This window comes from Actibacterium mucosum KCTC 23349 (assembly GCF_000647975.1).
In the GTDB taxonomy this organism is placed as follows: Bacteria; Pseudomonadota; Alphaproteobacteria; order Rhodobacterales; family Rhodobacteraceae; genus Actibacterium; species Actibacterium mucosum.
Map to the genome: position 1 here is coordinate 308702 of NZ_JFKE01000003.1, position 25282 is coordinate 333983.

At 63.3% G+C, this 25282-nt stretch carries 27 protein-coding genes; 11 read left to right on the top strand and 16 right to left on the bottom strand.

The genetic code is table 11. From position 1 onward, the window contains the following. Positions 1-9 precede the first annotated feature (9 nt). Positions 10-1335, bottom strand: a complete 1326-nt coding sequence (locus ACMU_RS08095; RefSeq protein WP_035258235.1) for an aspartate aminotransferase family protein — start codon at positions 1333-1335, stop codon at positions 10-12. A gap of 249 nt (positions 1336-1584) precedes the next feature. Between ACMU_RS08095 and ACMU_RS08100 the strand changes: the two genes are divergently transcribed. Next, entirely contained in the window at positions 1585-2193 is a 609-nt protein-coding gene (locus ACMU_RS08100; protein WP_035258238.1) for a TetR family transcriptional regulator C-terminal domain-containing protein, read from the top strand. Here ACMU_RS08100 and ACMU_RS08105 read toward each other — a convergent pair. The 4 genes from ACMU_RS08105 to ACMU_RS08120 form a co-directional block, all read right to left on the bottom strand. Further along, complete coding sequence (locus ACMU_RS08105; protein WP_035258796.1) at positions 2190-2648, bottom strand: carboxymuconolactone decarboxylase family protein; 459 nt, start codon at positions 2646-2648, stop codon at positions 2190-2192. The two genes, ACMU_RS08100 and ACMU_RS08105, sit on opposite strands and share 4 nt — an antisense overlap. Before the next feature lie 11 nt (positions 2649-2659). Next, a complete protein-coding gene (locus ACMU_RS08110; RefSeq protein WP_035258240.1) occupies positions 2660-3169 on the bottom strand; it encodes an RrF2 family transcriptional regulator in 510 nt (169 codons plus the stop codon). Positions 3170-3290: 121 nt separating this feature from the next. Continuing rightward, entirely contained in the window at positions 3291-4595 is a 1305-nt protein-coding gene (gene preA / locus ACMU_RS08115) for an NAD-dependent dihydropyrimidine dehydrogenase subunit PreA (protein WP_035258242.1), read from the bottom strand. Between the two features lie 3 nt (positions 4596-4598). Further along, positions 4599-5936: an NAD(P)-dependent oxidoreductase gene (locus ACMU_RS08120; RefSeq protein WP_035258243.1), complete on the bottom strand. Its 1338-nt coding sequence runs from the start codon at positions 5934-5936 to the stop codon at positions 4599-4601. A gap of 287 nt (positions 5937-6223) precedes the next feature. On the opposite strand from ACMU_RS08120, the gene accB reads away from it, so the two are divergent. From accB to aat, 3 genes are read left to right on the top strand one after another with little or no spacing between them, the layout of a single operon-like run. Continuing rightward, positions 6224-6715 (top strand): acetyl-CoA carboxylase biotin carboxyl carrier protein, encoded by a 492-nt coding sequence (accB, locus tag ACMU_RS08125; RefSeq protein WP_035258244.1) that lies wholly within the window; start codon positions 6224-6226, stop codon positions 6713-6715. A gap of 10 nt (positions 6716-6725) precedes the next feature. Beyond that, the gene (gene accC, locus ACMU_RS08130; protein ID WP_035258245.1) at positions 6726-8081 is read left to right on the top strand and encodes an acetyl-CoA carboxylase biotin carboxylase subunit; all 1356 of its coding nucleotides are present in this window, start codon (positions 6726-6728) and stop codon (positions 8079-8081) included. A 6-nt stretch (positions 8082-8087) separates the two neighbouring features. Then, positions 8088-8726 (top strand): leucyl/phenylalanyl-tRNA--protein transferase, encoded by a 639-nt coding sequence (aat, locus tag ACMU_RS08135; RefSeq protein WP_035258247.1) that lies wholly within the window; start codon positions 8088-8090, stop codon positions 8724-8726. On the opposite strand, the gene ACMU_RS08140 is transcribed toward aat, so the two are convergent. From ACMU_RS08140 to ACMU_RS08165, 6 genes are all read right to left on the bottom strand, one after another. Beyond that, positions 8690-9064 carry a DUF2155 domain-containing protein gene (locus ACMU_RS08140; RefSeq protein ID WP_328286656.1) on the bottom strand — a complete coding sequence of 125 codons (375 nt, stop codon included), beginning with the start codon at positions 9062-9064 and terminating at the stop codon, positions 8690-8692. The two genes, aat and ACMU_RS08140, sit on opposite strands and share 37 nt — an antisense overlap. After that, the gene (gene mlaD / locus ACMU_RS08145) at positions 9061-9528 is read right to left on the bottom strand and encodes an outer membrane lipid asymmetry maintenance protein MlaD (protein WP_035258249.1); all 468 of its coding nucleotides are present in this window, start codon (positions 9526-9528) and stop codon (positions 9061-9063) included. The genes ACMU_RS08140 and mlaD overlap by 4 nt, the downstream gene beginning before the upstream one ends. A gap of 9 nt (positions 9529-9537) precedes the next feature. Beyond that, entirely contained in the window at positions 9538-9921 is a 384-nt protein-coding gene (locus tag ACMU_RS08150; protein WP_035258800.1) for an NADH:ubiquinone oxidoreductase subunit NDUFA12, read from the bottom strand. A gap of 88 nt (positions 9922-10009) precedes the next feature. Next, a complete protein-coding gene (locus ACMU_RS08155) occupies positions 10010-10369 on the bottom strand; it encodes a RidA family protein (protein ID WP_035258251.1) in 360 nt (119 codons plus the stop codon). Between the two features lie 70 nt (positions 10370-10439). Continuing rightward, positions 10440-11699, bottom strand: a complete 1260-nt coding sequence (gene clpX / locus ACMU_RS08160; RefSeq protein ID WP_035258253.1) for an ATP-dependent Clp protease ATP-binding subunit ClpX — start codon at positions 11697-11699, stop codon at positions 10440-10442. A 129-nt stretch (positions 11700-11828) separates the two neighbouring features. After that, positions 11829-12461 (bottom strand): ATP-dependent Clp protease proteolytic subunit, encoded by a 633-nt coding sequence (locus ACMU_RS08165; protein ID WP_035258804.1) that lies wholly within the window; start codon positions 12459-12461, stop codon positions 11829-11831. A gap of 231 nt (positions 12462-12692) precedes the next feature. Here ACMU_RS08165 and ACMU_RS08170 point away from each other — a divergent pair, with 231 nt between their 5' ends. Genes ACMU_RS08170 through ACMU_RS08180 form a run of 3 tightly spaced genes read left to right on the top strand, consistent with a single transcriptional unit; the run spans position 12693 to position 16212 of the window. Further along, the gene (locus ACMU_RS08170) at positions 12693-13898 is read left to right on the top strand and encodes an ABC transporter substrate-binding protein (protein ID WP_035258256.1); all 1206 of its coding nucleotides are present in this window, start codon (positions 12693-12695) and stop codon (positions 13896-13898) included. 3 nt (positions 13899-13901) lie between these two features. Next, positions 13902-15575, top strand: coding sequence for an ABC transporter permease (locus ACMU_RS08175; protein WP_035258258.1), 1674 nt, complete (start codon positions 13902-13904; stop codon positions 15573-15575). A 1-nt stretch (position 15576) separates the two neighbouring features. Beyond that, entirely contained in the window at positions 15577-16212 is a 636-nt protein-coding gene (locus ACMU_RS08180; RefSeq protein WP_035258807.1) for an ATP-binding cassette domain-containing protein, read from the top strand. Here ACMU_RS08180 and modC read toward each other — a convergent pair. The 4 genes from modC to ACMU_RS08200 form a co-directional block, all read right to left on the bottom strand. After that, the gene (gene modC, locus ACMU_RS08185; RefSeq protein WP_051588170.1) at positions 16209-17291 is read right to left on the bottom strand and encodes a molybdenum ABC transporter ATP-binding protein; all 1083 of its coding nucleotides are present in this window, start codon (positions 17289-17291) and stop codon (positions 16209-16211) included. The genes ACMU_RS08180 and modC overlap by 4 nt on opposite strands. Next, positions 17291-17968, bottom strand: a complete 678-nt coding sequence (modB, locus tag ACMU_RS08190; protein WP_035258261.1) for a molybdate ABC transporter permease subunit — start codon at positions 17966-17968, stop codon at positions 17291-17293. Before modB ends, modC begins: the two co-directional genes overlap by 1 nt. Next, the gene (gene modA / locus ACMU_RS08195) at positions 17965-18687 is read right to left on the bottom strand and encodes a molybdate ABC transporter substrate-binding protein (protein ID WP_035258264.1); all 723 of its coding nucleotides are present in this window, start codon (positions 18685-18687) and stop codon (positions 17965-17967) included. The genes modB and modA overlap by 4 nt, the downstream gene beginning before the upstream one ends. Positions 18688-18752: 65 nt before the next feature. Next, on the bottom strand, positions 18753-19220 hold the full coding sequence (locus ACMU_RS08200; RefSeq protein WP_201769879.1) for a MarR family winged helix-turn-helix transcriptional regulator: 468 nt from the start codon (positions 19218-19220) through the stop codon (positions 18753-18755). A 51-nt stretch (positions 19221-19271) separates the two neighbouring features. On the opposite strand from ACMU_RS08200, the gene hmgA reads away from it, so the two are divergent. Genes hmgA through fahA form a run of 4 tightly spaced genes read left to right on the top strand, consistent with a single transcriptional unit; the run spans position 19272 to position 23321 of the window. Beyond that, complete coding sequence (gene hmgA / locus ACMU_RS08205; RefSeq protein WP_407636991.1) at positions 19272-20609, top strand: homogentisate 1,2-dioxygenase; 1338 nt, start codon at positions 19272-19274, stop codon at positions 20607-20609. Then, a complete protein-coding gene (locus ACMU_RS08210) occupies positions 20606-21454 on the top strand; it encodes an MBL fold metallo-hydrolase (protein WP_035258270.1) in 849 nt (282 codons plus the stop codon). The genes hmgA and ACMU_RS08210 overlap by 4 nt, the downstream gene beginning before the upstream one ends. Further along, complete coding sequence (gene maiA / locus ACMU_RS08215; protein WP_035258273.1) at positions 21451-22089, top strand: maleylacetoacetate isomerase; 639 nt, start codon at positions 21451-21453, stop codon at positions 22087-22089. Before ACMU_RS08210 ends, maiA begins: the two co-directional genes overlap by 4 nt. After that, positions 22086-23321 (top strand): fumarylacetoacetase, encoded by a 1236-nt coding sequence (gene fahA, locus ACMU_RS08220; protein WP_035258274.1) that lies wholly within the window; start codon positions 22086-22088, stop codon positions 23319-23321. Before maiA ends, fahA begins: the two co-directional genes overlap by 4 nt. Here fahA and ACMU_RS08225 read toward each other — a convergent pair. Further along, entirely contained in the window at positions 23318-25249 is a 1932-nt protein-coding gene (locus ACMU_RS08225) for an acyl CoA:acetate/3-ketoacid CoA transferase (RefSeq protein WP_035258277.1), read from the bottom strand. The two genes, fahA and ACMU_RS08225, sit on opposite strands and share 4 nt — an antisense overlap. Between the last annotated feature and the right edge of the window lie 33 nt (positions 25250-25282).

Consider the following 25282-nt stretch of genomic DNA (forward strand, 5'->3'; position numbering starts at 1 on the left):
GCTCCTTTCTTAGTCGAGCGTCGTCAGCACATCGCGCAGCGTGCCAACCAGTTGGTCAATATGTTCTTTTTCAATGATCAGCGGCGGCGACATCGCGATGATATCGCCCGTGGTGCGGATCAGGATGCCCTTTTCATAGGCCTGCAGGAACGCGTTAAACGCGCGCTTGGTTGGCTCACCGGCCATCGGTTCCAGCTCGATCGCGCCGATCAGGCCGATATTGCGAATGTCGATCACGTGGCGACAATCACGCAGCGAATGCAGCGCCTCTTCCCAATAGGGCGCCATGTCGGCCGCGCGGGTAAACAGATCCTCTTCGCGATAGGTCTCCAACGTCGCCAGACCGGCGGCCGCGGCCATCGGGTTGCCCGAATAGGTATAGCCATGGAACAGCTCGATCATGTGATCGGGGCCGGTCATGAACGTGTCGTGAATGTCGCCGCTGACCAGCACCGCACCCATCGGGATCACCCCGTTGGTCAGGCCCTTGGCGGTGGTCATCATGTCGGGCTGAATGCCAAACGTGTCGGCGCCAAAGGCCGCGCCGGTGCGCCCGAACCCGGTGATCACCTCGTCAAAAATTAGCAGGATGCCGTGTTCACGGGTGATCTTACGCAGTTTTTCCAAGTAGCCCTTGGGCGGCATGATCACGCCCGCCGAACCGGCCACCGGCTCGACGATGACCGCCGCGATGGTATCGGCACCGTGCAACGCAATTTTACGCTCCAGATCGTCAGCCAGATACGCACCATGTTCCGGCACGCCCTTGGTAAACGCGTTTTCGGCCAATTGCGTGTGCGGCAGATGATCAACACCGTTCAGAAGCGTGCCGAAAAACTTGCGATTATTCACCAAACCGCCCACCGAGATGCCGCCGAAATTCACCCCGTGATAGCCCTTTTCGCGGCCGATCAGCCGGGTGCGCGTGCCCTCGCCCCGCGCGCGGTGATACGCAATGGCGATCTTCAGAGCCGTTTCCACGCTTTCCGAGCCGGAATTGGTGAAAAACGCGTGGTCGATCCCGTCGGGCGCCATATCGCGCAGCGCGCTGGCCAGCTCAAACGCCTTTGGGTGGCTCATCTGGAATGCGGGGGCATAGTCCAGCTCACCGGCTTGTTGGCGGATCGCCTCGGTGATCTTCGGGCGGTTATGGCCCGCGTTACAGCACCACAGCCCCGCGGTGCCATCCAGCACGTCGCGGCCATCATGGGTTTTGTACCACATGCCATCAGCGCCCACCAAAAGACGCGGCGCTTGCTTAAACTGCCGGTTCGCCGTGAAGGGCATCCAAAAGGCCGACAGGTCGTTCGGGACGGATTTGCGATCAAGCGCCATTGCTGTTTCCTCTCTGTGGGTTCCGCGTGCTCTTTTTGGCATCGTCGGACGGAGATATTTTTGCTATGTTTTACCAAATGGTCAGAAATACGGTAACAAAGCCTTGCAATCAGTCAAGACGTAGCAGAATTTCCGTTTTCCGCGAAGGAAACTCTGCCTTGCCATGACGGCTTGTGCCCAAGTTTTGGGCAGCGCGCGAAGGCCGCTGTACTGGACATTGACTGACGTCACGTCATAGAAGGGTTTTCCATGAACGAAATGAAACCGCTGACCCGAATCCAACGCAAAAACCGCGAAGCCATTCTTGGCGCCGCGTTGGAGGTGTTTTCGCAATACGGGTTCCGGGGTTCCACGTTGGATCAGATTGCGCAGGCCGCGGGATTGTCAAAGCCGAACCTGCTCTATTACTTCCCGTCCAAGGACGCGATCCATGCGCAACTTCTTGAAAGTCTTCTGAAAACCTGGCTTGATCCACTGTACAAGATGGATCCCGACGGCGAGCCTCTGGACGAGATCATGGGCTATGTTCAGCGCAAGCTGGAGATGAGCCGCGACTATCCACGCGAAAGCCGTCTGTTTGCCAACGAGATCCTGCAAGGCGCGCCGCGCATCCATGACGCGCTGACCGGCGAGTTGAAGACATTGGTCGATGAAAAGGCCGCGGTGATCGCGGATTGGAGCAAAGCAGGCAAAATTGCCCCAGTCGATCCCTATCACCTGATTTTTTCGATCTGGGCGCTGACCCAGCATTACGCCGACTTCGACGTGCAGGTGCGCGCGGTGCTGGATGCCGACGACCCATTCCCGGCCGCCGGCACGTATATTGACACGCTGTTTACACGCCTGCTGTCGGTTTAGGCCGCAATTTCGGCCGGCGCGGCATGCACGCTGCGGAAGGCGATGCCCAACCGGTTCCACGCGTTGATCATGTTCACCAACATTGTCAGCTTGACCATCTCGGCACCGGGAAACTGTGCCTCTACCTTTGCAAAAAGGGCGTCGTCCGGGGAGTGGTCCCCCAGTTTAGTCAGCGCCTCGGTCCATTCCAGCGCCGCTTTTTCACGGTCTGAGAACAGAAAGCTGTCATGCCAAACTGCGGTCAGGTAGAGGCGCTGTTCGGTTTCACCATCTTTGCGGGCTTCGCGCGTGTGCATATCGGTGCAAAAGGCGCAGCCATTGATCTGCGATGCCCGTAGTTTGACGAGGTGCAACAGGCTTTGTTCCAAGCCGCTGCTTTCGACCGCCATGTTCAGTGCCACCAGGGCCTTGCCCAACTCGGGCGCAGCCGCCCAATAATCCATCCGGGGTTCCATTTTCATCTCCTTTAGTTTGCGGCATTTGGTTGAAGCCGTTGAAATTGTTCGACCATCGCGCAGCCATGGCGCACAACGCGCGGGTCTGAATTGGCCAGATGATCCGCCAGCAGGTCTGACACGCGCACCTCGCGCAATGCGGCGCGATACGCCCGCTCCGCCCGCAGCATCGCGGCATTGATCCCGCAAGGGTTTGGATAGGCATCCGCCCCCGGCGCGCCCGGCCCGCGCCGGCGGATTTCGGCGCAGCGAAAGGCAGGCTCGGCCCCCTCCACCGCCAGAACGATATCCAGCAGGGTGATCTGGTCGGCCGGCCGCCCGATCCGGTAGCCGCCCTTGGGTCCGGGCACCGAGGCCAGGATACCCGCCCCCGTCAACGCCTTGAGATGTTTCAGCAAATAGCTTGCCGACACCCCAAAGCCGTTGGCCAGATCGGCCCCCGAAATCACCGCGTCAGACCGCAGCCCCGCCAAAGTGGTGGTGCAGTGAATGGCCGCCTCGACCCCGTCGCCCAGTTTCATATCGCGCCTCCTGATTCGTAGATAAGTTTTATCATGGATTCAACGTAGCCACAATATAAGCAAAGAAATACCCGGCCCGGGGCTCGCCGGACCGGGGTCTCATCCCGTCACTGGAAGGGCATCACTCGGCGGCAGTTGCCGCTGGGTTGTTGGGATGAGAGGTCCAGTTGGAATAGGTGTCGTCGACCACCTTGCCGGTGCGCGGATCGGTGGCGCCGTTGGGCATCTTCTCCATCGTGATACACTCCTCGACCGGGCAGACATTGACGCACAGGTTGCAGGCCACGCATTCCTCGTCGATCACGCTGAAGGTGCGGTCCTCGGACATGGCGATGGCCTGGTGGCTGGTATCCTCGCAGGCGGCGTAGCAGCGGCCGCATTTGATGCACAGATCCTCGTTGATCTTGGCCTTGGCGATATAGTTCAGGTTCAGGAACTGCCAGTCTGTGACGTTCGGCGTGGCACGGCCGACAACCTCGTCGACCGAGGTGATGCCCTTTTCGTCCATCCATTGCGACAGGCCCGATGCCATCTCCTGCACAACGCGGAACCCGTATGTCATCGCCGCCGTACAGACCTGCACGTTACCCGCGCCCAGCGCCAAGAACTCGGCCGCGTCGCGCCATGTGGTCACGCCGCCGATGCCACTGATCGGCAGGCCGCGCGTTTCGGGGTCACGGGCAATCTCGGCCACCATGTTCAGCGCGATGGGTTTCACTGCCGGCCCGCAATAGCCGCCATGGCTGCCCTGCCCGTCAATCGACGGCTCGGGGCTCATCGTGTCCAGGTTCACCGAGGTGATCGAGCTGACCGTGTTGATCAGGCTGACCGCATCCGCGCCACCGTTATGCGCCGCGCGCGCCGGATAGCGGATATCGGTGATATTGGGCGTCAGTTTCACGATCACCGGGCGGTCGTAATATTGCTTGCACCAGCGGGTGACCATTTCGATGTATTCGGGCACTTGCCCCACGGCGCTGCCCATGCCGCGTTCGCTCATCCCGTGCGGGCAGCCGAAATTCAGCTCGATACCATCACAGCCGGTTTCGGCCACCCGCGGGAGGATGGCTTTCCACTCTTTCTCTTCGCAGGGCACCATGATCGACGCGATCAGCGCCCGGTCGGGGTAATCGGCCTTGACGTTGGCCATCTCCTCCAGGTTCACCTCTAACGGGCGGTCGGTGATCAGCTCGATATTGTTCAGCCCCAGCAGACGGCGATCAGCGCCGTAGATCGCGCCGTAACGCGGACCGTTGACGTTCACCACCGGCGGGCCTTCGGCGCCCAGGGTTTTCCAGACCACACCGCCCCATCCGGCCTCGAACGCGCGGCGCACGTTGTATTCCTTATCCGTGGGCGGCGCCGAGGCCAGCCAGAACGGGTTGGGGGATTTGATACCTACAAAATCGGTCGTCAGATCAGCCATGGTTCAGCCTCCCATCAGCGTTGCGTGAATGTCTTCGGCGGCATCGCGGCCTTCGGCCACCGCCGTCACGGTCAGGTCGTCACCACCCGCCGCACAATCGCCCCCGGCCCAGACGCCGGTCAGGCTGGTGCGCCCGGCGCCGGTGACGCTGATCTTGCGACCGGTCAGTTCCAGCCCCGCCGGCACCCCGTCCAGTGTCTGACCGATGGCCTTGAACACCTGATCGGCCTTCAGACGGAACGTGTTGTCGGTCAGCGTCAGGCCATCCGGCCCGGCCTCGGTATAGGCGAACTCGATCTCGGCCACCGCGCCATTGCCGTGCAGCCGCAGCGGTGCGGCGCCGGTGATGATCCGCACGCCCTTGCTGGCGGCGTGGTCCTGTTCGTATTCCGAGGCGCTCATCGCGTCGCGGCCACGGCGATAGACCATCGTCACGTGTTCCGCGCCCAACAGTTTCGACTGCACCGCGGCATCCACCGCTGTCATGCCACCGCCAATGACCACTACGTCGCGGCCAACCGGAACCGAGCCGAAATCCCCGGCCTGACGTAAGGCGGCGATAAAGTCGACCGCGTCGGTCACATGTGTCTTTTCCTCGCCCTCGGCACGCAAGGCATTCACACCCGCCAAGCCAATGGCCAGGAACACGGCGTCGTAATCACCGCGCAGTCCGTCCAATGTCAGATCGCCACCCAGTGCTTTGCCAGTCTCTATGGTAATGCCACCGATCTGCATCAGCCAGTCCACCTCGCGCTGCGCGAAATTGTCGGCCGTCTTGTAGGTTGCGATACCGTATTCGTTCAGCCCGCCGGGCTTTTCGCGCGCGTCAAAGATCACGACGTCATGGCCCTTCATCGCCAAACGGTGCGCCGCCGACAGACCCGCAGGCCCCGCGCCAACAACGGCAACCTTCTTGCCGGTCGCCGCGCCCCGTGTAAACGGATGTACATCCGCGGACATCAGCGTGTCGGTTGCATAGCGCTGCAGTCGGCCAATCTCGACCGGCTTGCCCTCGGCCACTTCGCGCACGCATTTCTCTTCACACAGCTGCTCGGTCGGGCAGACGCGGGCGCACATACCACCCAGAATGTTCTGTTCCAGGATTGTACGCGCGGCCGCTTGCGGATTGCCGGTCTGGATCTCGCGGATGAACATCGGAATGTCGATATCCGTCGGGCAGGCCGTCACGCAGGGCGCGTCATGGCAGAAATAGCACCGATCCGCCGCAACGGCGGCCTCGTGTGTATCCAACAAGGGGTCCTTGTCGGCGAAATTGCGGCTGTAGTCTTGATCACCCAATCGTTGCGCCACAACGCCTGGCGTCAGACGAGAGTTGGCCATTTTGCTTGCTCCCTAGATCCGATTTGTTGCATTCAGACTGCCATGGGTCTTATTTTTTATCAAATGGTAAATTTTGGATGGGCGCAGAATCCCCCTTTCTGCGCAACCTGCCGTCGGATTTCGGGCTTGGTGCCTTCAAAACGAGCACATCCGGTGCGTTCCAGTCCGGAATTCCCGCCGAGAAGCGCATATCAGATACTTTCCACACCCGCGGCGGTGGCGTATAAGCTCCCAAAGTTAACGGCCCATCCCGGGGGAACGGGACATGGGCAGCGATCGAGGACGGCATGACAAAAAACTCCCACGAAGCAGACGTAGCCTTCATTCAGGCCCTGGCTGAACTTCTGAGCGAGAACGACCTGACCGAATTGCAGGTAAAGCGCGAATATGGCGAAGATGACAGCCTGGACGTGCGTGTTGCAAAAACCACCAACGTCGTCGCACAGGTTGCGGCACCGGTTGCCGCCGCGCCAGCGCCAGCTGCTGCGCCTGCTGCACCGGCGGCAGCGCCCGCTGCCGAGGTGGCCGAGGACCCCGCCCAATTGCCGGGCGCCGTGACATCGCCCATGGTCGGCACGGCCTACCTTGCCCCCGAACCCGGCGCCAAGGCGTTTGTTTCGGTCGGTGACAAAGTGGCCGAAGGCGACACGATCCTGATCGTCGAAGCCATGAAAACCATGAACCAGATCCCCGCCCCCACGGGCGGCACCGTCAAGCGGATCCTGGTCGAAGACGGTGCGCCGGTCGAATTCGGCTCGCCCCTGATGATCATCGAATAAGGCCCTGCCCATGTTCGAGAAAATCCTGATTGCCAACCGGGGCGAGATCGCGTTGCGCGTGATCCGTGCCTGCCGTGAAATGGGCATCAAATCGGTGGCGGTGCACTCCACCGCCGATTCCGACGCGATGCATGTGCGCATGGCCGACGAAAGCGTGTGCATCGGCCCGCCGCCGGGCACGGCCAGCTATCTGTCGATCCCGGCCATCGTCTCCGCCTGCGAGATCACCGGGGCCGAGGCCATCCACCCCGGCTATGGCTTCCTGTCGGAAAACGCGACCTTCGTGCAATGCGTCGAAGATCACGATCTGGCCTTTATCGGCCCCACCGCCGAACATATCCGCGTGATGGGCGACAAAATCACCGCCAAGGACACGATGAAGAAACTTGGCGTGCCTTGCGTGCCCGGTTCGGATGGCGGTGTGCCCGATCTGGAAACCGCCCAGAAACTGGGGGCCGAGATGGGCTATCCGGTGATCATCAAAGCCACCGCGGGTGGCGGTGGGCGCGGCATGAAAGTGGCCCATTCCGCCGACGAGATGGAGACCGCGTTCCGCACCGCGCGTGCCGAGGGCAAGGCCGCCTTTGGCAATGACGAGGTCTATATCGAGAAATACCTGACCACGCCGCGCCATATCGAAATTCAGGTCTTTGGCGATGGCAAGGGCAACGCCGTGCATCTGGGGGAACGCGACTGCTCGTTGCAGCGCCGCCACCAAAAAGTGTTCGAAGAGGCCCCCGGCCCCGCCATCACGCCCGAGGAACGCGCCCGCATCGGCAAGATCTGCGCGGATGCCGTCGCGCAGATCAACTATATCGGCGCCGGCACCATCGAGTTCCTGTACGAAAACGGCGAGTTCTATTTCATCGAGATGAACACCCGCCTGCAGGTGGAACACCCGGTGACCGAGGCCATCTTTGGCGTCGATCTGGTGCGCGAACAGATCCGCGTGGCCGCCGGCCTGCCGCTGTCGTTCAGCCAGGATGATCTGACGATCAACGGCGCCGCGATCGAGGTGCGCATCAACGCCGAACGCCTGCCCAATTTTGCCCCCTGCCCGGGCAAGATCACCCATTACCACGCCCCCGGCGGGCTGGGTGTGCGGATGGATTCGGCGCTTTATGACGGCTATTCGATCCCGCCCTACTATGACAGCCTGATCGGCAAGCTGATCGTACACGGCCGCGACCGGGCCGAGGCGCTGGCCCGGCTGGACCGCGCTCTGGGCGAGCTGATCATCGACGGCATCGACACCACGGTGCCGCTCTTCTCGGCCCTGCTGGCCGAGGCGGATATCCATTCCGGCGACTACAACATCCACTGGCTGGAGCGTTGGCTGGAAGAGAACGGCGATCTGGCCGGCTAACGCCGGATGAGCGACGAACTGACGCCTCAGTTGCTGCTACAGGCCTATGGGATGGGCATCTTTCCCATGGCCGAATCGCGGGACTCGGACGCGCTGTTTTGGGTGGACCCTACCGATCGTGGGGTCTTCCCTCTGGATGGCTTTTACATTTCTCGCTCGCTGCGCCGCGCCATTCTGGCCGCCGACTACCGCATTGCCGTCAACAGTGATTTCGAGGGTACGATGCGCCATTGCGCCGACCGGCCCGAAACATGGATCAACGACGACATTTTCGCGCTTTATGGTATGCTGCACGACATGGGCCACGCCCATTCGCTGGAAGTCTGGCGCGGCGATACGATGATCGGCGGTGTTTATGGCGTGTCGCTGGGCGGTGCGTTCTACGGGGAAAGCATGTTCTCAGGCGCCACCAACGGTTCCAAAATCGCGCTGGCTTATCTGGTGGATCGCTTGCGAATGGGTGGATTTGCCCTTTTCGACACGCAATTCATCACACCGCATCTGGCCACGCTTGGTGCGGTCGAAATTCCGCGCGCCGCGTTTCAGGAAGAGTTGGCGGCCGCGTTGGAGTTGAACGGAAATTTCAACGCCCCGGCGACGCCCAGCCCTCAGTTGCTGATACAGCGCAGCACCCAAACGTCGTAACGCGGGTGGTCCAGCGCGTTCAGCGCGGGGGATGATGCCACCATCCAGCCTTCGAACCGGATCGTGGGGTCAATCATGTCTTCGATGGAAAGGAAGGCAAACGCGTCCGAGGCCGGGTTGTCGGCCGGAAACCGGCAGCCATTTACGCCAATGCGGACACGGCCATATTCGGCGCTTTGCCCGTTGCCCATATCCAGATCCACCAGGTTGCCCGTCACGCGGTCCAGAACGCGGATCACCGCACCGGGCGCGCTTTCGGTCAGCACGCGGCTATCCTGTGCCACCGCAGGCACCGCCGCAAGGGCCGCCGCGCATGCTGCCAGGGCGCGCAGGATCAATTTTCGCCCTCGTCTTCACCGGCTGCTGCGCCCACAAACCGCATCAGCAATTGTACAAGGCTGACAGCGCCTTGGGTGTCGATAATCTCGCCGCCGGGTTCCAGATCAAAGGGCGACCCGCCCGGCACGATCTCGATGAAATTGCCGCCCAGCAGCCCTTCGGACGAGACCAGAATCGCGCTGTCATCGGGTAGGATGATGGCCTCGTCGATGCGCAACGTGGCGTCGGCGCGGAACGTGGTTGGGTTCAGGTCCAGCCCGGTGATCGTCCCAACCTTCACACCGGCCAGTTTGACGTCACTGCCAACTGAAATGCCCTGCACCGACCGGAACGAGGCCGTCAGGTCATATTGCCCGGTCTCGGACCGGGTCAGCCCCGCCACCTGCGCGGCATAGAGGGCAAAACCAAACGCCACGGCCAAAACACCGGCGCCAACAAGGATTTCTGTGCGGTTTTCCGACATATCGGGGCCTTATTCGGGCTGCCACGCCTCGTAATCGCCACGCGGCGCGGGGTCAGCCTGACGGATCGAGCCACCGGGCGCATAAGCCAGCGCGGTGCCGGTCAGGTTCTCCTGATGCGGCTTTTCCCAATCCTTGTGCGCCAGCGGCGCCTTGGTGGGCGGTTCTTTATAGGTGTGGTGCAGCCAGCCATGCCAATCGGGGCTGACGCGGCTTGCCTCGGCCTCGCCATTGAACATGACCCAGCGGCGCTTGCCGTCGCGCGTCTCGTAAAAGACGTTGCCCTGATCGTCCTCGCCGACTTTCACGCCCTTGCGGCGCGTATAGATGGCAGTGTTCAGCGTCGACCCGTTCCACCAGGTCACGGCGCGCAGCAATGTGTTCAGGATTCCCATCAGGCCCTCCGGCATATCTTCATCGATGATATGACCCAATCGCGCGGCAAGGTCCAGTCTTGATCCCCGCACCCTGCCCTGATGCGCGTTATTCCGGCACCACCGCCGTGACTTCGATCTCGATCCGGTATTTCGGGTCAATCAAGCCGCATTCGATCATCGTGGCCGCCGGCGGGTTTGCGCCGAAGGTTTCGGCCAGGATCGGCCAGCAGGGTTCGAATTCGGCTGCGTCGGGCAGATAATAGTTTACGCGCACGGCGTCGGCGAAGGACACGCCGGCTTCGGCCAGCGCCTTGCCAATGATCTCCAGCGCCGATTTGCACTGTTCGGTCACCGTGTCGCCCTGCCCCACCGTGCCCGCCACGTGCACAAAGCCACCGGCCACAACAGCACGGCAATATCCGATCTTCGCCTCGAACGGGCCACCGGAATGGATACGTTTCATCACAGCTCTCCTTGCCAAAAGAAAAACGCGCGGAGGTTTCGCCCCGCGCGTCGGTATTCAAAATGTCGCCGCCTTAGCTGGCCGAGGCTTCCTCGGCCTTGTCGGCGTAGATCATCAGCGGCTTGTTGTCGGCGGCCACCGCCTCTTCGTTCACCACAACCTCGGTCACGTCATCCATGCCCGGCAGGTCGAACATCGTGTCCAGCAGGATGTCTTCCATGATCGACCGCAACCCGCGCGCGCCGGTCTTGCGTTCGATCGCGCGTTTGGCGATGGCGCTCAGTGCATCATCGGTGAATGTCAGTTGCGTGTCTTCCAGATCGAACAGGCGCTGGTATTGCTTGACCAGCGCGTTTTTCGGCGCGGTCAGGATGGTGACCAGTGCGTCTTCGTCCAGATCCTGCAAGGTGGCGATCACTGGCAGACGGCCAACAAATTCCGGGATCAGGCCGAATTTCAGCAGATCTTCGGGTTCCAGCTCGTTGAACATCTCGCCAACGCCGCGGGTGTCGTTTTCCTTCACATCGGCGCCAAAACCGATGGCTGACCCTTTGCCGCGCTGTGCGATGATCTTTTCCAGTCCGGCAAAGGCACCGCCACAGATGAACAGGATATTCGTGGTGTCCACTTGCAGGAATTCCTGCTGTGGATGCTTGCGGCCGCCCTGCGGCGGTACGCTGGCCACGGTGCCTTCCATGATCTTCAGCAGCGCTTGCTGCACGCCTTCGCCCGACACGTCGCGTGTAATCGACGGGTTGTCGGATTTCCGCGTGATCTTGTCGACCTCGTCGATATAGACGATGCCACGCTGCGCGCGTTCCACATTGTATTCGCTGGCCTGCAGCAATTTCAGGATGATGTTTTCCACATCCTCGCCCACGTAACCGGCCTCGGTCAGGGTGGTGGCGTCGGCCATAGTAAAGGGCACATCCAGAATACGCGCCAGCGTTTGCGCCAGCAGCGTCTTGCCACAGCCCGTCGGGCCGATCAGCAGGATGTTGGATTTCGCCAACTCGATATCGCCGGATTTCTGCGCGTGGTTCAGGCGCTTGTAATGGTTGTGCACCGCCACCGACAGAACCCGCTTTGCGTGGAACTGCCCGATCACATAATCGTCCAGAACCTCGCAGATTTCCTTGGGCGTTGGCACCCCGTCCGACGATTTCAGCCCGGCCGATTTCGTCTCTTCGCGGATGATGTCCATACACAGCTCAACGCATTCATCGCAAATGAATACGGTGGGCCCGGCGATCAGTTTGCGCACTTCGTGCTGGCTCTTGCCGCAGAAAGAACAGTACAGAGTGTTTTTCGAATCGCCGGAATTGTTCGCCATGATCGTCCTCTGGAAACCCGCTTGGGTCCAACATGGCCCTTCGCGGTTCGGTATTTCTGCCAGCCTATGGCAGAGAAATTCCGGGCACAACGCCAAAATCGGCGCAATGCCCGAATGGTGATATGCGGATCACTCCGCCGTGTCGTCGTCCTTGGCGCGGTTGATCACGATCTCGTCGATCAAACCCCAGTCTTTCGCGTCTTCGGGCGACATGAAGTTGTCACGCTCCAACGCGTCCACAACCGCCTTCATTTTTTGGCCCGTGTGTTTGACATAAATCTCGTTAAGACGGTCTTTAAGTTTCTGGGTTTCCTGCGCGTGGATCATGATATCCGTCGCCTGACCCTGGTAGCCGCCCGAAGGCTGGTGCACCATGATGCGGCTGTTGGGCAGCGAGAACCGCATGCCTTTTTCACCGGCCGCCAGCAAAAGCGAGCCCATCGATGCGGCCTGCCCAACAACCAGTGTGCTGACCTTGGGCTTGATGTATTGCATCGTGTCATAGATCGACAGACCGCTGGTGACCACGCCACCGGGGCTGTTGATATACATTGAAATTTCTTTCGTGGGGTTCTCGGCCTCCAGGTGCAGCAACTGCGCCACGATCAGGCTGGACATGCCGTCATGCACCGGGCCGGTCACGAAAATGATGCGCTCTTTCAGCAGGCGCGAGAAAATGTCATAGGCCCGTTCCCCGCGTGAGGTTTGTTCAACCACCATCGGGACCAGGGTGTTCATATACGTTTCGTATGGATCGTTCATCTTTGCCTGCCTGTCTGACATGGCCCCATGTTAGGACCGCAATACCTGACAGAGTCTTAGGCGCGCGACCGAGGGGCTGCAAGGGGCGGTGTTTCAATCGGCGCCCATGGCCGTGCCAGCCACCCCCCGCCGCGACCGATTTTCCGGCGGATTTTACACAAAAACTTGTATGGTGTTCCACCAGCGGATTGTTTTCTAACCGCCGCACGGAAATGGGAACGGATGAATTGAATGAAACCTTTGCACGTCTTGGCGGTTGCCGCCGCGATCCTTGGCACCTCGGGCACGTCCGCGCAAAGCGGTGACTGGACCAAAGTAGAGAGCGCCGCGCGCGGGCAGACCGTGTATTGGCACGCATGGGGCGGGGCCACCACGACCAATGACTTCATTCGCTGGGTGGGCGATCAAGTCGCGGCCAGCCACGGCGTGACCCTTGAACATGTCAAACTGTCCGACACCGCAGACGCGGTGGGCCGGGTCGTGGCGGAAAAGGCCGCGGGCAAAGACACCGGCGGCGCGGTGGACCTGATCTGGATCAACGGCGCCAATTTCGCCGCGATGAAAGAGGCCGGGCTGCTTTACCCCTCTTGGGTCGAAACCCTGCCGAACTGGCAATATGTCGATGTGGCCGGCAAACCTGCGGTGACCTCGGATTTCACCGTACCAACCGACGGGCAGGAAAGCCCGTGGGCAATGGCGCAGGTGGTGTTCTATTACGACAGCGCCCGCCTGCCGGAACCGCCCACCAGTATCGCCGCATTGGGCGACTGGGCCGCCGCCAATCCCGGCCGGTTCACCTATCCGCAGCCGCCCGATTTCCTGGGCACTACCTTCCTGAAACAAGCGCTGATCGAGCTGACGGCGGACGCCACGCTGCTGCAACAGCCCGCCGACGCGGTGGATTACGACGCGGTCACCGCGCCCCTCTGGAACTGGCTGGATCGCGCCCATCCGCACCTCTGGCGCGCCGGCCGTGCCTTCCCGCAAACCGGCCCGCGACAGCTGCAGATGATGGCCGATGGCGAGATCGACCTGGCCATTTCCTTCAGCCCGGGCGAGGCTTCTGCCGCCATCGCAAACGGGCAGCTGCCCGATACGGTGCGCACATTCGTGCTGGAGGGCGGCACCATCGGCAATGCCAGCTTCGTTGCCATCCCCTATAACGCCTCGGCGCCCGAGGGGGCGATGGTTCTGGCCAATTTCCTGCTGTCGCCCGAGGCGCAATCCCGCGCCCAAGATCCCGAGATTCTGGGCTATGGCACCGTTTTGGACATGGACGCGCTGGCCCCTGCCGACCGCGCACTTTTCGATGCACTGGATCTGGGTATTGCCACGCTTAGTCCGGCCGAGCTGGGTGCCGCACTGCCCGAACCCGATCCCAGCTGGGCCACCGCGCTGGCTGACAGCTGGACAGAGCGTTACGGAGTGGCGCGCTAAGGCATGACGCGCCGCCTGATCCCCATACTGGTGCTTGGCCTTTTGGCCGGGCCCGTGCTGGCCGGTGTGCTGGGCACGCTGCTGCCCGCACTGGGGGTCACCGGGCAGCCGGGCGCCTTTACCGCTTTGCTGAACTGGCCCGGCTTGCCGCGCGCGGCGGGTCTCAGCCTTGGCACCGGTTTGGCCGCCACCGCCCTGTCACTGGCGCTGACCGCGCTGATATTGGCGGGATGGTCAGGGCGGCGTGGCTTTGGCGTGATCGAACGTCTGATCTCGCCTCTTCTTTCGGTGCCCCATGCCGCCGCCGCGCTTGGATTGGCCTTTCTGATTGCTCCGTCAGGCTGGATCATGCGCCTGTTGTCGCCCTGGGCCACCGGGTTGGACACACCGCCAAACTGGCTGATCCTGAACGACCCATACGGGTTGGCGCTGACATTGGGATTGGTGGTGAAAGAGGTGCCGTTCCTGCTGCTTATGTCGATCGCCGCCCTGCCCCAAACCCAACCGCGCCGCAGCGCGCTGGTGGCCGCCACGCTGGGTTATGGCGCGGCGACAGGGTGGCTGAAAACCGTCTGGCCGCGCCTTTATCCGCAAATTCGCCTGCCTGTTTATGCCGTGCTGGCCTACGGGATGAGCACCGTCGACATGGCCATCATCCTTGGCCCCTCCACCCCGCCGACCCTTGCGGTCGAGGTGGTTCGCTGGATGAACGCGCCCGACCTTTCGGGCCGCAATGTCGCCGCGGCCGGGGCCGTTGCGCAACTGCTGCTGGTCCTGCTTGCACTGGCGCTTTGGCGGCTGGCCGAGATGCTGGGCGCGCGCCTGATGGCGTCGTGGACGGCAAGCGGCACGCGCGGGCATCGCGCCAGCCGCGTGATCAGCCTTGCAGGTCTGGGTGCCACCGGCCTTGTGGCCGGTGCCATCGGGCTGGGTCTGCTGGTCCTTGGCCTTTGGTCGGTGACCCGCCGCTGGCACTTCCCCGATGCCTTGCCTGCCGAATGGAGCCTGCGCAGCTGGCACAGCCAGACCTCCACCATCGCCGGGCTGACCAGCCAGACGATGCTGATCGCCGCTGTCTCTGCCACGCTGGCCGTGATCCTTGTGCTTGCCAGCCTCGAGACCCACCGCACCCATCCCCCCAACCCGCGCCTGCGGCCCTTCGCGCGGCTGCTGTCCTATCTGCCGCTGATCATCCCGCAGGTGGCGTTCCTGCCGGGGCTGCAATGGGGCATGTTGCAGGCCGGGCTCAGCACCGGCACCCTTGCCGTAATCGCTGCGCATCTGGTCTTTGTGGTGCCCTATGTCTACCTGTCATTGTCGGCGCCCTACCACGCCTGGGACAGCCGGCATGCCTGCGTGGCCGCCAGCCTTGGCGCATCTGACCGGCGCATTTTCTGGCGTCTTCGCCTGCCGATGCTGCTGGCCCCGGTGCTGACAGCCGCCGCCGTTGGTCTTGCGGTATCCGTCGGACAATACCTGCCCACGCTGGTCATCGGAGGCGGGCGGGTGCAGACCCTGACAACCGAGGCCGTGGCGTTGGCCTCGGGCGGTGACCGTCGCGTGATCGGGGTCTTTGCCTTGGTGCAAACCGGACTTGTGGCGTTGGGTTTTGCGCTGGCCATTGCGGCCCCGCGTCTTTTGTGGCTGAACCGCGCGGGAATGCGTCATGGACAATGAGATGACCAAGGGCCTGCAACTGAACACCCTCGCCGTCTGGCATGGCACCCGGCAGGTCGCCTCGCTGGATGCGCGGATCGAACCGGGACAGATCCTGTCGCTGATGGGGCCGTCCGGCGTGGGCAAGTCCAGCCTTCTGGCCGCCATCACCGGCACGCTGGACCCGGCGCTGCGCTGTACCGGCGCGGTGTTGCTGGATGGCGCGGACATCACCAATACACCGGCACATCTGCGCCGCACGGGGCTGTTGTTTCAGGACGATCTGCTTTTCCCCCACATGTCGGTCGGCGCGAACCTCGCCTTTGGTCTGCCCGCCACGCTGCGCAGCCGCCTGTCGCGCCGCGAACGGGTCGACGCCGCGTTGGACGAGGTTGGCCTGAGCGGTTTTGCCCCGCGTGATCCGGCCACGTTGTCAGGCGGGCAGCGCGCCCGGGTGGCCCTGATGCGTGTGCTTCTGTCGGAACCGCGCGCGCTGCTGCTGGACGAGGCCTTTGGCCGCCTCGACGCCACGCTGCGCGCGCAAGTGCGCGATCTGGTCTTTGCGCGTGCCCGTGCGCGCAATCTGCCGGTGTTGATGGTTACCCACGATGCCGAGGACGCGCAGGCGGCCGGTGGTCAAGTGATCACACTGGGCTAAAGCACCCGCCGGTCAAACGAGATCGCCTTCAGCACCGCAAACACCTCGCGCCCCGGCGCCAGCGCCAGCTGATCCACCGCCGCCCTCGTCAATCGCGCCCTTAACGGCTGTTCGGCGACGCGCAGAAACACCTCGGCAAAGGCGCGACTTTCCTCGGGCTCGATCCGCTCGATGGTCGCGGTCAGGATGTTCTGCGCGCTCAGCCCCTCGGGCCGGACCGTTGCCACCATCACGTCGCGCGCGCGCACGCGCAATTGTACCTCGGCGCCGGCCTCCACCGGGGCGGCAGGCATCACCAGCGTTTGCCCGTCCAGGTCCAGGCGCGTCAGCTGATACCCCGCATCCGTCCCGGTCACCGTCGCACGCAGCACCACGCCGGCCTCGAACCGGCTGCCACCCAGGCCAAGGTCCAGCTGTGCCACCATCTCGGCCATTGGGCCGCTGCCCGCGATTTGCCCGTCCCGCAGCGCAATCAGCCGGTCGGCAATCCGCGTGACCTCGTCAATCGCGTGGGTCACGTACAGAACCGGCACTCCGAACCGGCGCGGCACCTCGGCGATCAGCGGCAGGATCGCCGCCTTGCGCTTCATGTCCAGCCCCGACAGCGGCTCGTCCATCAGCATTAGCGCCGGGCGCGTCAGCAGCGCGCGTGCCAGCGCCACCCGCTGCCGTTCACCGCCCGACAATCCACCCACGGCCCGCGGCATCAGCGGCGCAAGTTCCAGTGCCGCCACCACTTCGGCCACGTCCGGCCCGGCCCGCGGTGCGGCCCGACGCGCGGCGTATTGCAGATTGCCCGCCACATCCAAATGCGCGAACAGGGCGGCGTTCTGAAACACGAACCCCACCGGCCGCTTATGCGCCGGCAAGGCCTTTTGCCCTGCCCCCTGCCACAGCGCGCCGTCAAACCGCACCGGCCCCTCGGCCGCCTCCAGCCCTGCAATCGCGCGCAGCAGCGTTGATTTCCCAGCGCCTGACGGGCCGAACAAGGCCGTCACCCCGTCCACCGCGCCCTCGAACGCCGCCTTCAGGTGGAAATCTCCGCGCGACAGCAGCAGGTCAAACGACAACGCCCCCATCACCGCGCCCCCATCGGAAAGCGCCGGTTCAGCACATAGACCAGCAGAAGCACAACAAACGAGAACACCAACAGCCCCGCCGACAACAGGTGCGCCTGATCGTACTGGATGGTTTCAACATGTTCGTAGATCGCAATCGACAACACGCGCGTGCGTCCGGGGATGTTGCCACCCACCATCAACACCACGCCGAACTCGCCGATTGTGTGGGCGAAGGAAAGGACGATGGCGGTCAGGTATCCGCGCAGCGACAAGGGCACCACAACCGTAAAGAACCGGTCCACCGGCCCGGCGCGCAGGCTGGCCGCGGCCTCTAACGGGGCGCGGCCCAACGCCTCGAACGCCGCCTGCAGGGGCTGCACCATGAAGGGCAGCGAATACAGGCACGACGCCAGAACCAGCCCCGTGAACGAAAAGGACAGGCTGTCACCCGTGACCGTGATCCAGAACGCGCCCAAAGGCGCATCCGGGCTGAACAGGATCAGCAGGTAGAACCCCAGGACCGTCGGCGGCAATACCAATGGCAGCGCCGTCAAGGCCTCGATCACCGGTTTCACCCGCGCCCGCGTCTGGCTCAGCCACCACGCCAGCGGCGTGCCGACGATCAGCAGAACCAGCGTCGTGACCGCCGCCAGTTGCAGTGTCAACCACACCGGCCCCATGTCCGGCCAGCTCATTCGCTTGCCCCCGCGATCATGCCATGCGCCGCGATGATATCGCGCGCGCGCGGTGATTGCAGAAAGGTCAGGAATGCCTTCGCCTGCAGATCGTCGCGCAACAAGATCGCGTCCTGTCGGATCGGTGCATGCAGGTTGGTCGGCACCGTCCAAACCCGGCCGGTATCCGGCGCAACCGACGCGGCAATCAACGCAAGCTGCGCATTGCCGCTGGCAGCCAGTGCATGCGCCTGCCCGACATTCTGTCCGTATACCAAACGGGCCTCGAGAGTGTCGAAGACGTCCAAAGCCTGCAACACCTCAACCGCCGCCGCGCCATAGGGGGCAAGGCCCGGATTGGCCACGGCGACATGGCGCACGCCACTGTCTGTCAACGCATCAGTCAGACCCTCGCCCGGAAGGTTGTCTTTGCCCGCCCACAGCACCAACCGCCCCGTGGCATAGGTCACCGGTTCGCCGCCGCGCCCCTGTTCATGCAACAAGGCGGGCCGCTCCCGGTCCGCTGACAGGAACACATCAAACGGCGCGCCGGCGCGGATTTGTGCGTAAAGCTTGCCGGTAGAGCCCGCCGTGATCACAACGTCCTCGCCCGTCGCGTCGGTGAATGCCGCCGCGATCTGGGTCAGCGGCCCGGCGAAATTTGTTGCCACGGCCACGTCCAAAGCCCGCGCCACACAAGGCACGGCCATCGCAACACAGAACAGAACAGCGCGGATCATGGCCCCCTCGCAACGCGGCGTGATCCTGAAAACATACCGCGCGCCGGGCAGGTTACAACCCGCCCTTAGTCGACCAAGCCCATCGCGCGTTCCAGTGCGGCCAGACCCTGCTCCAACGCCGCGCGATCACCGGGGGCCAGCTTGGCCTGTATCGCGGCATCCGCATCCGCGACCGGCCCCGCAATCTGCCGATAGGCCGCGTGCCCTGCTGCGTTCAGCTGCAAGATCTCGCTGCGCCGATCGGCCGGGTCGTTGTCGCGCGTGATCCACCGTCGTTTCTCCAACGCCACAACGGCGCGACTGACCTTGGTCTTGTGCTGCGCCGAATGGCGGCACAGCGCCGTTGCCGTCGCGGGGCCAATATGCGCCAAAGCCACCAAAACCCGCCATTCCGGGCGGTTCATCCCGTGCAACCCTTTGTAAATCGGCCTGATTTCGTCACTGACCGCTTCGGCCACACGGTTCAGGCGATAGGGTAGGAATCTCTCCAGATGCAGCATGGTGCCCTTGTTAGTTACAAAATTAACAGTCACGAATGTAACCAAATTGACCGAATCTGCAAGAGGCCACCCATGAACCGCCCGATGACCCAGCAGCTTGCCACCAATGGCACCACGCCCGGCTACATGCCCGGCTTTGGCAATGATCACGAGACCGAGGCCCTGCAAGGCGCCTTGCCGCAAGGCATGAACAGCCCGCAAAAATGCCCCTATGGTCTTTACGCTGAACAGCTTTCTGGCACCGCCTTCACCGCCGACCTGCCCGAGCGGACGTGGTGTTATCGCATTCGCCCCTCGGTTAAACATTCCACCCGCTACGCGCCGGTCGCGCTGCCCTATTGGAAATCCGCCCCCTGCGTGGACCCCGAAGTGGCCAGCCTGGGCCAGTATCGTTGGGATCCCGTATCTGCCGATGGCACCGCGCTGACCTGGCTGACCGGCATGCGCACCATGACCACGGCGGGCGACGTGAACACGCAGGTGGGCATGGCCAGCCACATCTACCTGATCACCGAAAGCATGGTGGATGACTATTTCTATTCAGCCGACAGCGAACTGCTGGTGGTCCCGCAAGAGGGTCGCATCCGGTTCTACACCGAACTCGGCATCCTCGACCTTGAACCGCAAGAGATCGCCATTATCCCCCGCGGCCTCGTCTACCGGGTTGAGCTGATCGAAGGCCCCGCCCGCGGCTTTGTCTGCGAGAATTACGGCCAAAAGTTCGAGATGCCGGGCCGCGGCCCCATCGGCGCGAACTGCATGGCCAATCCGCGCGATTTCAAGGCCCCCGTTGCGGCCTTCGAAGATCACGAGGTGGCATCGACCATCACGGTGAAATGGGCCGGCCAGTTCCACAAAACCCAGATCGCGCAAAGCCCGCTGGACGTGGTGGCCTGGCACGGAAACTATGCGCCCTACAAATACGACCTGCGGACATATTGCCCGGTGGGCGCGATCCTGTTCGATCACCCAGATCCTTCGATTTTTACAGTTCTAACCGCCCCATCCGGGATTCCAGGCACGGCAAATATTGATTTTGTGCTATTCCGAGATCGCTGGATGGTGGCCGAAAACACCTTCCGCCCGCCTTGGTATCACAAGAACATCATGTCCGAGCTGATGGGAAACATCTTCGGCATCTACGACGCCAAGCCGCAGGGCTTTGTCCCTGGCGGGATGAGCCTGCACAACATGATGCTGCCCCACGGGCCCGACCGAAGCGCGTTCGAGGGCGCCTCGACCGCCGAACTGGGCGCCGAGAAACTGGAAAACACCATGTCCTTCATGTTCGAAACCCGCTTTCCGCAGCATTTGACCCCCTTTGCCGCAACCGAAGCACCGTTGCAGGATGACTACATCGACTGCTGGTCAGACCTTGAAAAGAAATTCGACGGCACACCCGAGGGGAATTGGAACACATGACATCTGTTACGCTTTTGGGGGTAAAGGGCGGCCCCGCCATCCGCCCCGGCGCGCCCATGCCCACGGCGCATCTGTTGCAGATGGGCGGGCAGAACGTGGTGGTGGATTGCGGGCTGGGCGTGTCGCGCGGGCTGATCGATCAGGGCGTGGGCGTGCATCAGGTCGACCTGATCCTGATCACGCATCTGCATTCCGACCATTATCTTGAGCTTGGGCCGCTTCTGCATACCGCCTGGACCGCCGGGCGGCGCGATCCGGTCACCGTGATCGGCCCCTCGGGGCTGCGAGCCTATGTCGACGGGTTCTTTGCCGCAATGGCCGAAGATATCGACCTGCGCATCGCCGACGAGGGCCGCCCCGACCTGCGCGATCTTGTACATCTGCAGCTGCTGGAACCCGGCGACGTGCCCAACCCCGCCGGCCTGCGGATCACTGCCATGCTGAACGACCACCCGCCCATCGCCGAAAGCTTCGCCTTGCGGTTTGACGGCGACCACAGCGTGGTCTTTTCCGGCGATACCGCCACCTTTCCTGCCATGGTGGACTTCGCCAAAGACGCCGATCTGCTGGTGCACGAAGCGATGCTGACCGCCGGGATCGACGCGCTTTGCGCCCGGGTTGGCAATGGCGACGACCGGCTAAAAACCCACCTGCTGCGCAGCCACACCCCGGCCGCCGAGGCCGCACGAATCGCCACGCGCGCGGGCGCAAAACAACTGGCGCTGAACCACCTCGTCCCCTCGGACGACCCCGATTTCACCGAAAACGACTGGCGCGCCGAGGCTGCACCGCATTTCGCCGGCCCCCTGCATATCGGTCGCGACGGGCTGAGGATCCCGCTGTGACCCTCTATTCCTACTGGCGCTCAACCACGTCTTACCGCGTGCGGATTGCCATGCATCTCAAAGGCTTGGCGTTCGACATTCACCCTGTTGACCTGCTGAAAGACGCACAGCGCGACCCGTCCTATACCGCCCTGAATCCCGGCGCCGGGGTGCCTGCCTTGGCATTGGAGGACGGCACGGTGCTGACGCAGTCGATGGCCATCCTCGACTACCTCGACACCGCGCATCCCACCCCGCCGCTGCTGCCACCCAACCCCGTCGCCGCCGCGCAGGTCCGCGCCGCCGCGCTGACCATGGCCTGCGACGTGCATCCGGTGAACAACCTGCGCGTCACCCAGCGGCTGCAGGCCATGGGCCACGACAAAGACACGGTGCTGAACTGGATGCATCATTGGATGATCCAGGGGCTGGCCGCCTTTGACGCGCTGCTGCCCGATGGCCCCGTTTTCGCCTTTGGCGACACGCCCGGGCTGGCCGATATCTGCCTGGTCGCGCAGCTTTACAATGCCCATCGCTGGGGCGTCGACATGACCGCTCTGCCCCGCCTCACCGAAATTGAAACCCGCTGCGCCGCGCTGCCGGCCTTTGTTGCCGCCCATCCCAACGCGCAGCCCGACGCCGAGATCACATCATGACCACTCTTTTGCCCAGCTGGGTCACCAGCGCCAACAGCCCCGACACCGATTTCCCGCTGAACAACCTGCCCTATGGCGTCTTCTCTGCCGATGGCGCCGCACCGCGCTGCGGGGTGGCGATCGGCGATCAGATCCTCGATCTGGCCAGTGCCGAAGCCGCGGGGGTGATCACCGCGCAGGGCACACTGCAAACAGGCCGCTGGAATGCCTTCATGGCGCTGGGTCAGGCCGCCTGGGCCGATCTGCGGGCGCAACTGACGCGCGGGCTGTCCGCCGATGCCGAGCCCGCTCCGTTGCAGACCCACCTTTTGCCCATGTCCACGGCCCGGCTGCACATGCCGTTTGACGTCGCCGAATACACCGATTTCTACGCCGGCCGCCACCACGCCCAGAATGTCGGCACCATGTTCCGCGGCCCCGAAAACGCCTTGCCGCCCAATTGGTTACACATCCCCATCGGCTATAACGGCCGCGCCTCGTCGGTGGTCATCTCGGGCACCGACATCACCCGCCCCCACGGCCAGCTGAAGGGGCCAAATGACGACGCCCCGCGCTTTGCCCCCTCGGCCCGGTTCGATATCGAGCTTGAGATGGGCGCGATTGTCGGCCAACCCTCGGATGGCCCTATTTCGGTGGCCCAGGCCTTTGACAACATCTTTGGCTACGTGCTGCTGAACGACTGGTCGGCGCGCGACATTCAGGCGTGGGAGTATCAGCCGCTGGGCCCGTTTCAGGCCAAGGCGACCGCCACCACGATCAGCCCGTGGATCGTGACCGCCGCCGCGCTGGCGCCGTTCCGCACCGCCACGCCGCCGCGCGAGGTGCCGCTGCTGGACCACCTGCACGAGCCTGGCCCGATGCTCTATGACATCGCGCTGCAGGTCGGCATGACCCCCGAAAACGGCACCGAAACGGTGATCGCCCGTACCAATTATGCCGAGATGTATTATTCCGCCGCCCAGCAACTGGCCCATCACACCACCTCGGGCTGCCCGATGCGGGTGGGGGATCTGCTGGGCTCGGGCACGATCTCGGGGCCGGAAAAGGGCAATCGCGGCAGCCTGCTTGAGATCAGTTGGGGCGGCAAAGAGCCCTTTGCCCTGTCCGACGGCCAGACCCGCAGCTTTATCGAGGATGGCGACACCATGACCCTGCGCGGTGCGGCCATTGGCGCGGGCTACCGGGTGGGGTTTGGCGACTGCGTCGGCACATTGCGCCCCGCGCGCAGTTAGTCGCGGGCCTTTTGCACAAATTCCTCGGCGGCGTCGGCATCGGCAAACACTGCCGGTTCCACGTCGCGCGTGAACACCTTGCCCAGCTTCATCCGCATAAAGGCCGACCCCGAATAGCGGCTGGTCAGCCCGTAATAGGCATCCTCCAGCCCGTTCACCATCGCGGCCCAGCGGTCCTCGACCTCGGGATAAATCGTCGTGCCCTCGTAGTTCACGATGGCCGCCACCTTGTGGTCCAGCGGCGCGCACAGCGTCTCGACCCGCGCGCGGACCTGTTCGATATCGCCGCCATTGCGGATGCGCATGCGCGACAGGTTGATGAACAGCCGCTGCGTGTCGTCGCTCAGCGTGATGCGCTCGTCCAGATCCAGATGCAGCAGATCCGCCGCCAGCCCCATCGGGCCGTCCTCGAAAATCCGCGGGTCCATCTGGGCCACATCGTTCATAACCGGGGCAAAGGCCATCTGGTCCAGAATGTCCTTTTGCAGATCCACCCCCGGCGCGATCTCGATCAGTTCCATCCCCTCGGGCGTCAGACGGAACACGCAGCGTTCGGTGACATACAGCACCGGCTGGCGCAGCGACGCCGCCCGGCGGCCCGAGAACGTGACCTGTTCCACCCCGTTCACAAATTTCCGCACCCGGCCGTCCTGAACCAGCTTCAGCGCACCGTTGGCCACCTCAACCTGCAACGCGACCGATGTGAAGGTGCCGCAGAACACCACCCGCCGGGCGTTCTGGCTGATATTGATGAACCCGCCTGCACCGGCCAGCCGTGGCCCAAAGCGCGAGACATTCACCGCCCCGGTCCCGTCCACCTCGGCCATGCCAAGGATAGCGATATCCAAACCGCCGCCGTCATAGAAATCAAACTGCGAGGCCTGCGGGATCACCGCATCGGTATTGGCCGCCGCGCCAAAATCCAGACCGCTGGCCGGTTGCCCGCCAATCACGCCCGGCTCGGCCGTCAGGGTGATATGCTGCAACAGCTTTTCCTCGGCGGCCACGGCGGCCACCCCTTCGGGCATGCCGATCCCCAGATTGGCCACCGCGTTCACCGGCAGTTCAAACGCCGCGCGCCGCGCGATCACCTTGCGCGCGTCCAGCGCCATGGCCGGCATCGCGCTGGCATCGGTGCGGTATTGCCCGGTGAAGGCGTGCGAGAACGGGGTGGCGAAGGTCTGCATGTGATCCTCAGGCGCGGCAATCACCACCGCGTCGACAAGCGCGCCCGGTATCTGCACCTCGCGCGGCGACAGCGTGCCGCGCGCCACGGTGCGTTCCACCTGCACCACCACGATCCCGCCCGAGTTCTTGGTGGCCATCGCCTGCGCCAGGTTGTCGATCACCAGCGCCTCGTGCTCCATCGTCACGTTGCCCGCCGCGTCCGCGGTGGTGCCGCGCAGAAAGGCCACATCGATGGGAAACCCTTTGTAAAACAGATGCGTATCGCCGCCGATCTCGACCCGGGAAACCAGCTCTTCGGTGGTGGCGTCATTGATCCGCCCGCCGCCCAGCGCGGGGTCCACAAACGTGTCCAGCCCCACCGGTGTCAGCGTCCCGGGCTTGCCCGCCGCGATGTCACGAAACAGGTGACTGATCACCCCTTGTGGCAGATTATAGGCCTCGATCTTGCCCTCGGTGGCCAGCCGGCCCACCTTGGGGATCAACCCCCAGTGCCCGCCGATCACCCGTTTCAGCAGCCCCTCGTGGCCCAGATGGTTCAGCCCCCGGTCCTTGCCATCGCCTTGGCCCGCGGCAAAAAACAGCGTCAGGTCCAGCGGCGCTTTTTCCTCCATAAACCGCGCCGACAGCGCTTTCAGCAACGCCTCGGGCACGCCGATGCCCACGAACCCGGACGTCGTAACGGTGTCGCCGCTGTTCACCAAAGCCGCCGCCTCGCGGGCCGACATGATCTTTTCACTCATGACATTGCCTCCTCCGAGGGCCTGTCCTCCACC

What these genes read in the sequence shown, in the direction of transcription:
- ACMU_RS08095 (WP_035258235.1), bottom strand. Translation starts at nt 1,335, where the DNA reads ATGGCGCTTGATCGCAAATCCGTCCCGAACGACCTGTCGGCCTTTTGG.
- ACMU_RS08100 (WP_035258238.1), top strand. Translation starts at nt 1,585, where the DNA reads ATGAACGAAATGAAACCGCTGACCCGAATCCAACGCAAAAACCGCGAA.
- ACMU_RS08105 (WP_035258796.1), bottom strand. Translation starts at nt 2,648, where the DNA reads ATGGAACCCCGGATGGATTATTGGGCGGCTGCGCCCGAGTTGGGCAAG.
- ACMU_RS08110 (WP_035258240.1), bottom strand. Translation starts at nt 3,169, where the DNA reads ATGAAACTGGGCGACGGGGTCGAGGCGGCCATTCACTGCACCACCACT.
- preA (WP_035258242.1), bottom strand. Translation starts at nt 4,595, where the DNA reads ATGGCTGATCTGACGACCGATTTTGTAGGTATCAAATCCCCCAACCCG.
- ACMU_RS08120 (WP_035258243.1), bottom strand. Translation starts at nt 5,936, where the DNA reads ATGGCCAACTCTCGTCTGACGCCAGGCGTTGTGGCGCAACGATTGGGT.
- accB (WP_035258244.1), top strand. Translation starts at nt 6,224, where the DNA reads ATGACAAAAAACTCCCACGAAGCAGACGTAGCCTTCATTCAGGCCCTG.
- accC (WP_035258245.1), top strand. Translation starts at nt 6,726, where the DNA reads ATGTTCGAGAAAATCCTGATTGCCAACCGGGGCGAGATCGCGTTGCGC.
- aat (WP_035258247.1), top strand. Translation starts at nt 8,088, where the DNA reads ATGAGCGACGAACTGACGCCTCAGTTGCTGCTACAGGCCTATGGGATG.
- mlaD (WP_035258249.1), bottom strand. Translation starts at nt 9,528, where the DNA reads ATGTCGGAAAACCGCACAGAAATCCTTGTTGGCGCCGGTGTTTTGGCC.
- ACMU_RS08150 (WP_035258800.1), bottom strand. Translation starts at nt 9,921, where the DNA reads ATGGGAATCCTGAACACATTGCTGCGCGCCGTGACCTGGTGGAACGGG.
- clpX (WP_035258253.1), bottom strand. Translation starts at nt 11,699, where the DNA reads ATGGCGAACAATTCCGGCGATTCGAAAAACACTCTGTACTGTTCTTTC.
- ACMU_RS08165 (WP_035258804.1), bottom strand. Translation starts at nt 12,461, where the DNA reads ATGAACGATCCATACGAAACGTATATGAACACCCTGGTCCCGATGGTG.
- ACMU_RS08170 (WP_035258256.1), top strand. Translation starts at nt 12,693, where the DNA reads ATGAAACCTTTGCACGTCTTGGCGGTTGCCGCCGCGATCCTTGGCACC.
- ACMU_RS08175 (WP_035258258.1), top strand. Translation starts at nt 13,902, where the DNA reads ATGACGCGCCGCCTGATCCCCATACTGGTGCTTGGCCTTTTGGCCGGG.
- ACMU_RS08180 (WP_035258807.1), top strand. Translation starts at nt 15,577, where the DNA reads ATGACCAAGGGCCTGCAACTGAACACCCTCGCCGTCTGGCATGGCACC.
- modC (WP_051588170.1), bottom strand. Translation starts at nt 17,291, where the DNA reads ATGGGGGCGTTGTCGTTTGACCTGCTGCTGTCGCGCGGAGATTTCCAC.
- modB (WP_035258261.1), bottom strand. Translation starts at nt 17,968, where the DNA reads ATGAGCTGGCCGGACATGGGGCCGGTGTGGTTGACACTGCAACTGGCG.
- modA (WP_035258264.1), bottom strand. Translation starts at nt 18,687, where the DNA reads ATGATCCGCGCTGTTCTGTTCTGTGTTGCGATGGCCGTGCCTTGTGTG.
- hmgA (WP_407636991.1), top strand. Translation starts at nt 19,272, where the DNA reads ATGACCCAGCAGCTTGCCACCAATGGCACCACGCCCGGCTACATGCCC.
- ACMU_RS08210 (WP_035258270.1), top strand. Translation starts at nt 20,606, where the DNA reads ATGACATCTGTTACGCTTTTGGGGGTAAAGGGCGGCCCCGCCATCCGC.
- fahA (WP_035258274.1), top strand. Translation starts at nt 22,086, where the DNA reads ATGACCACTCTTTTGCCCAGCTGGGTCACCAGCGCCAACAGCCCCGAC.
- ACMU_RS08225 (WP_035258277.1), bottom strand. Translation starts at nt 25,249, where the DNA reads ATGAGTGAAAAGATCATGTCGGCCCGCGAGGCGGCGGCTTTGGTGAAC.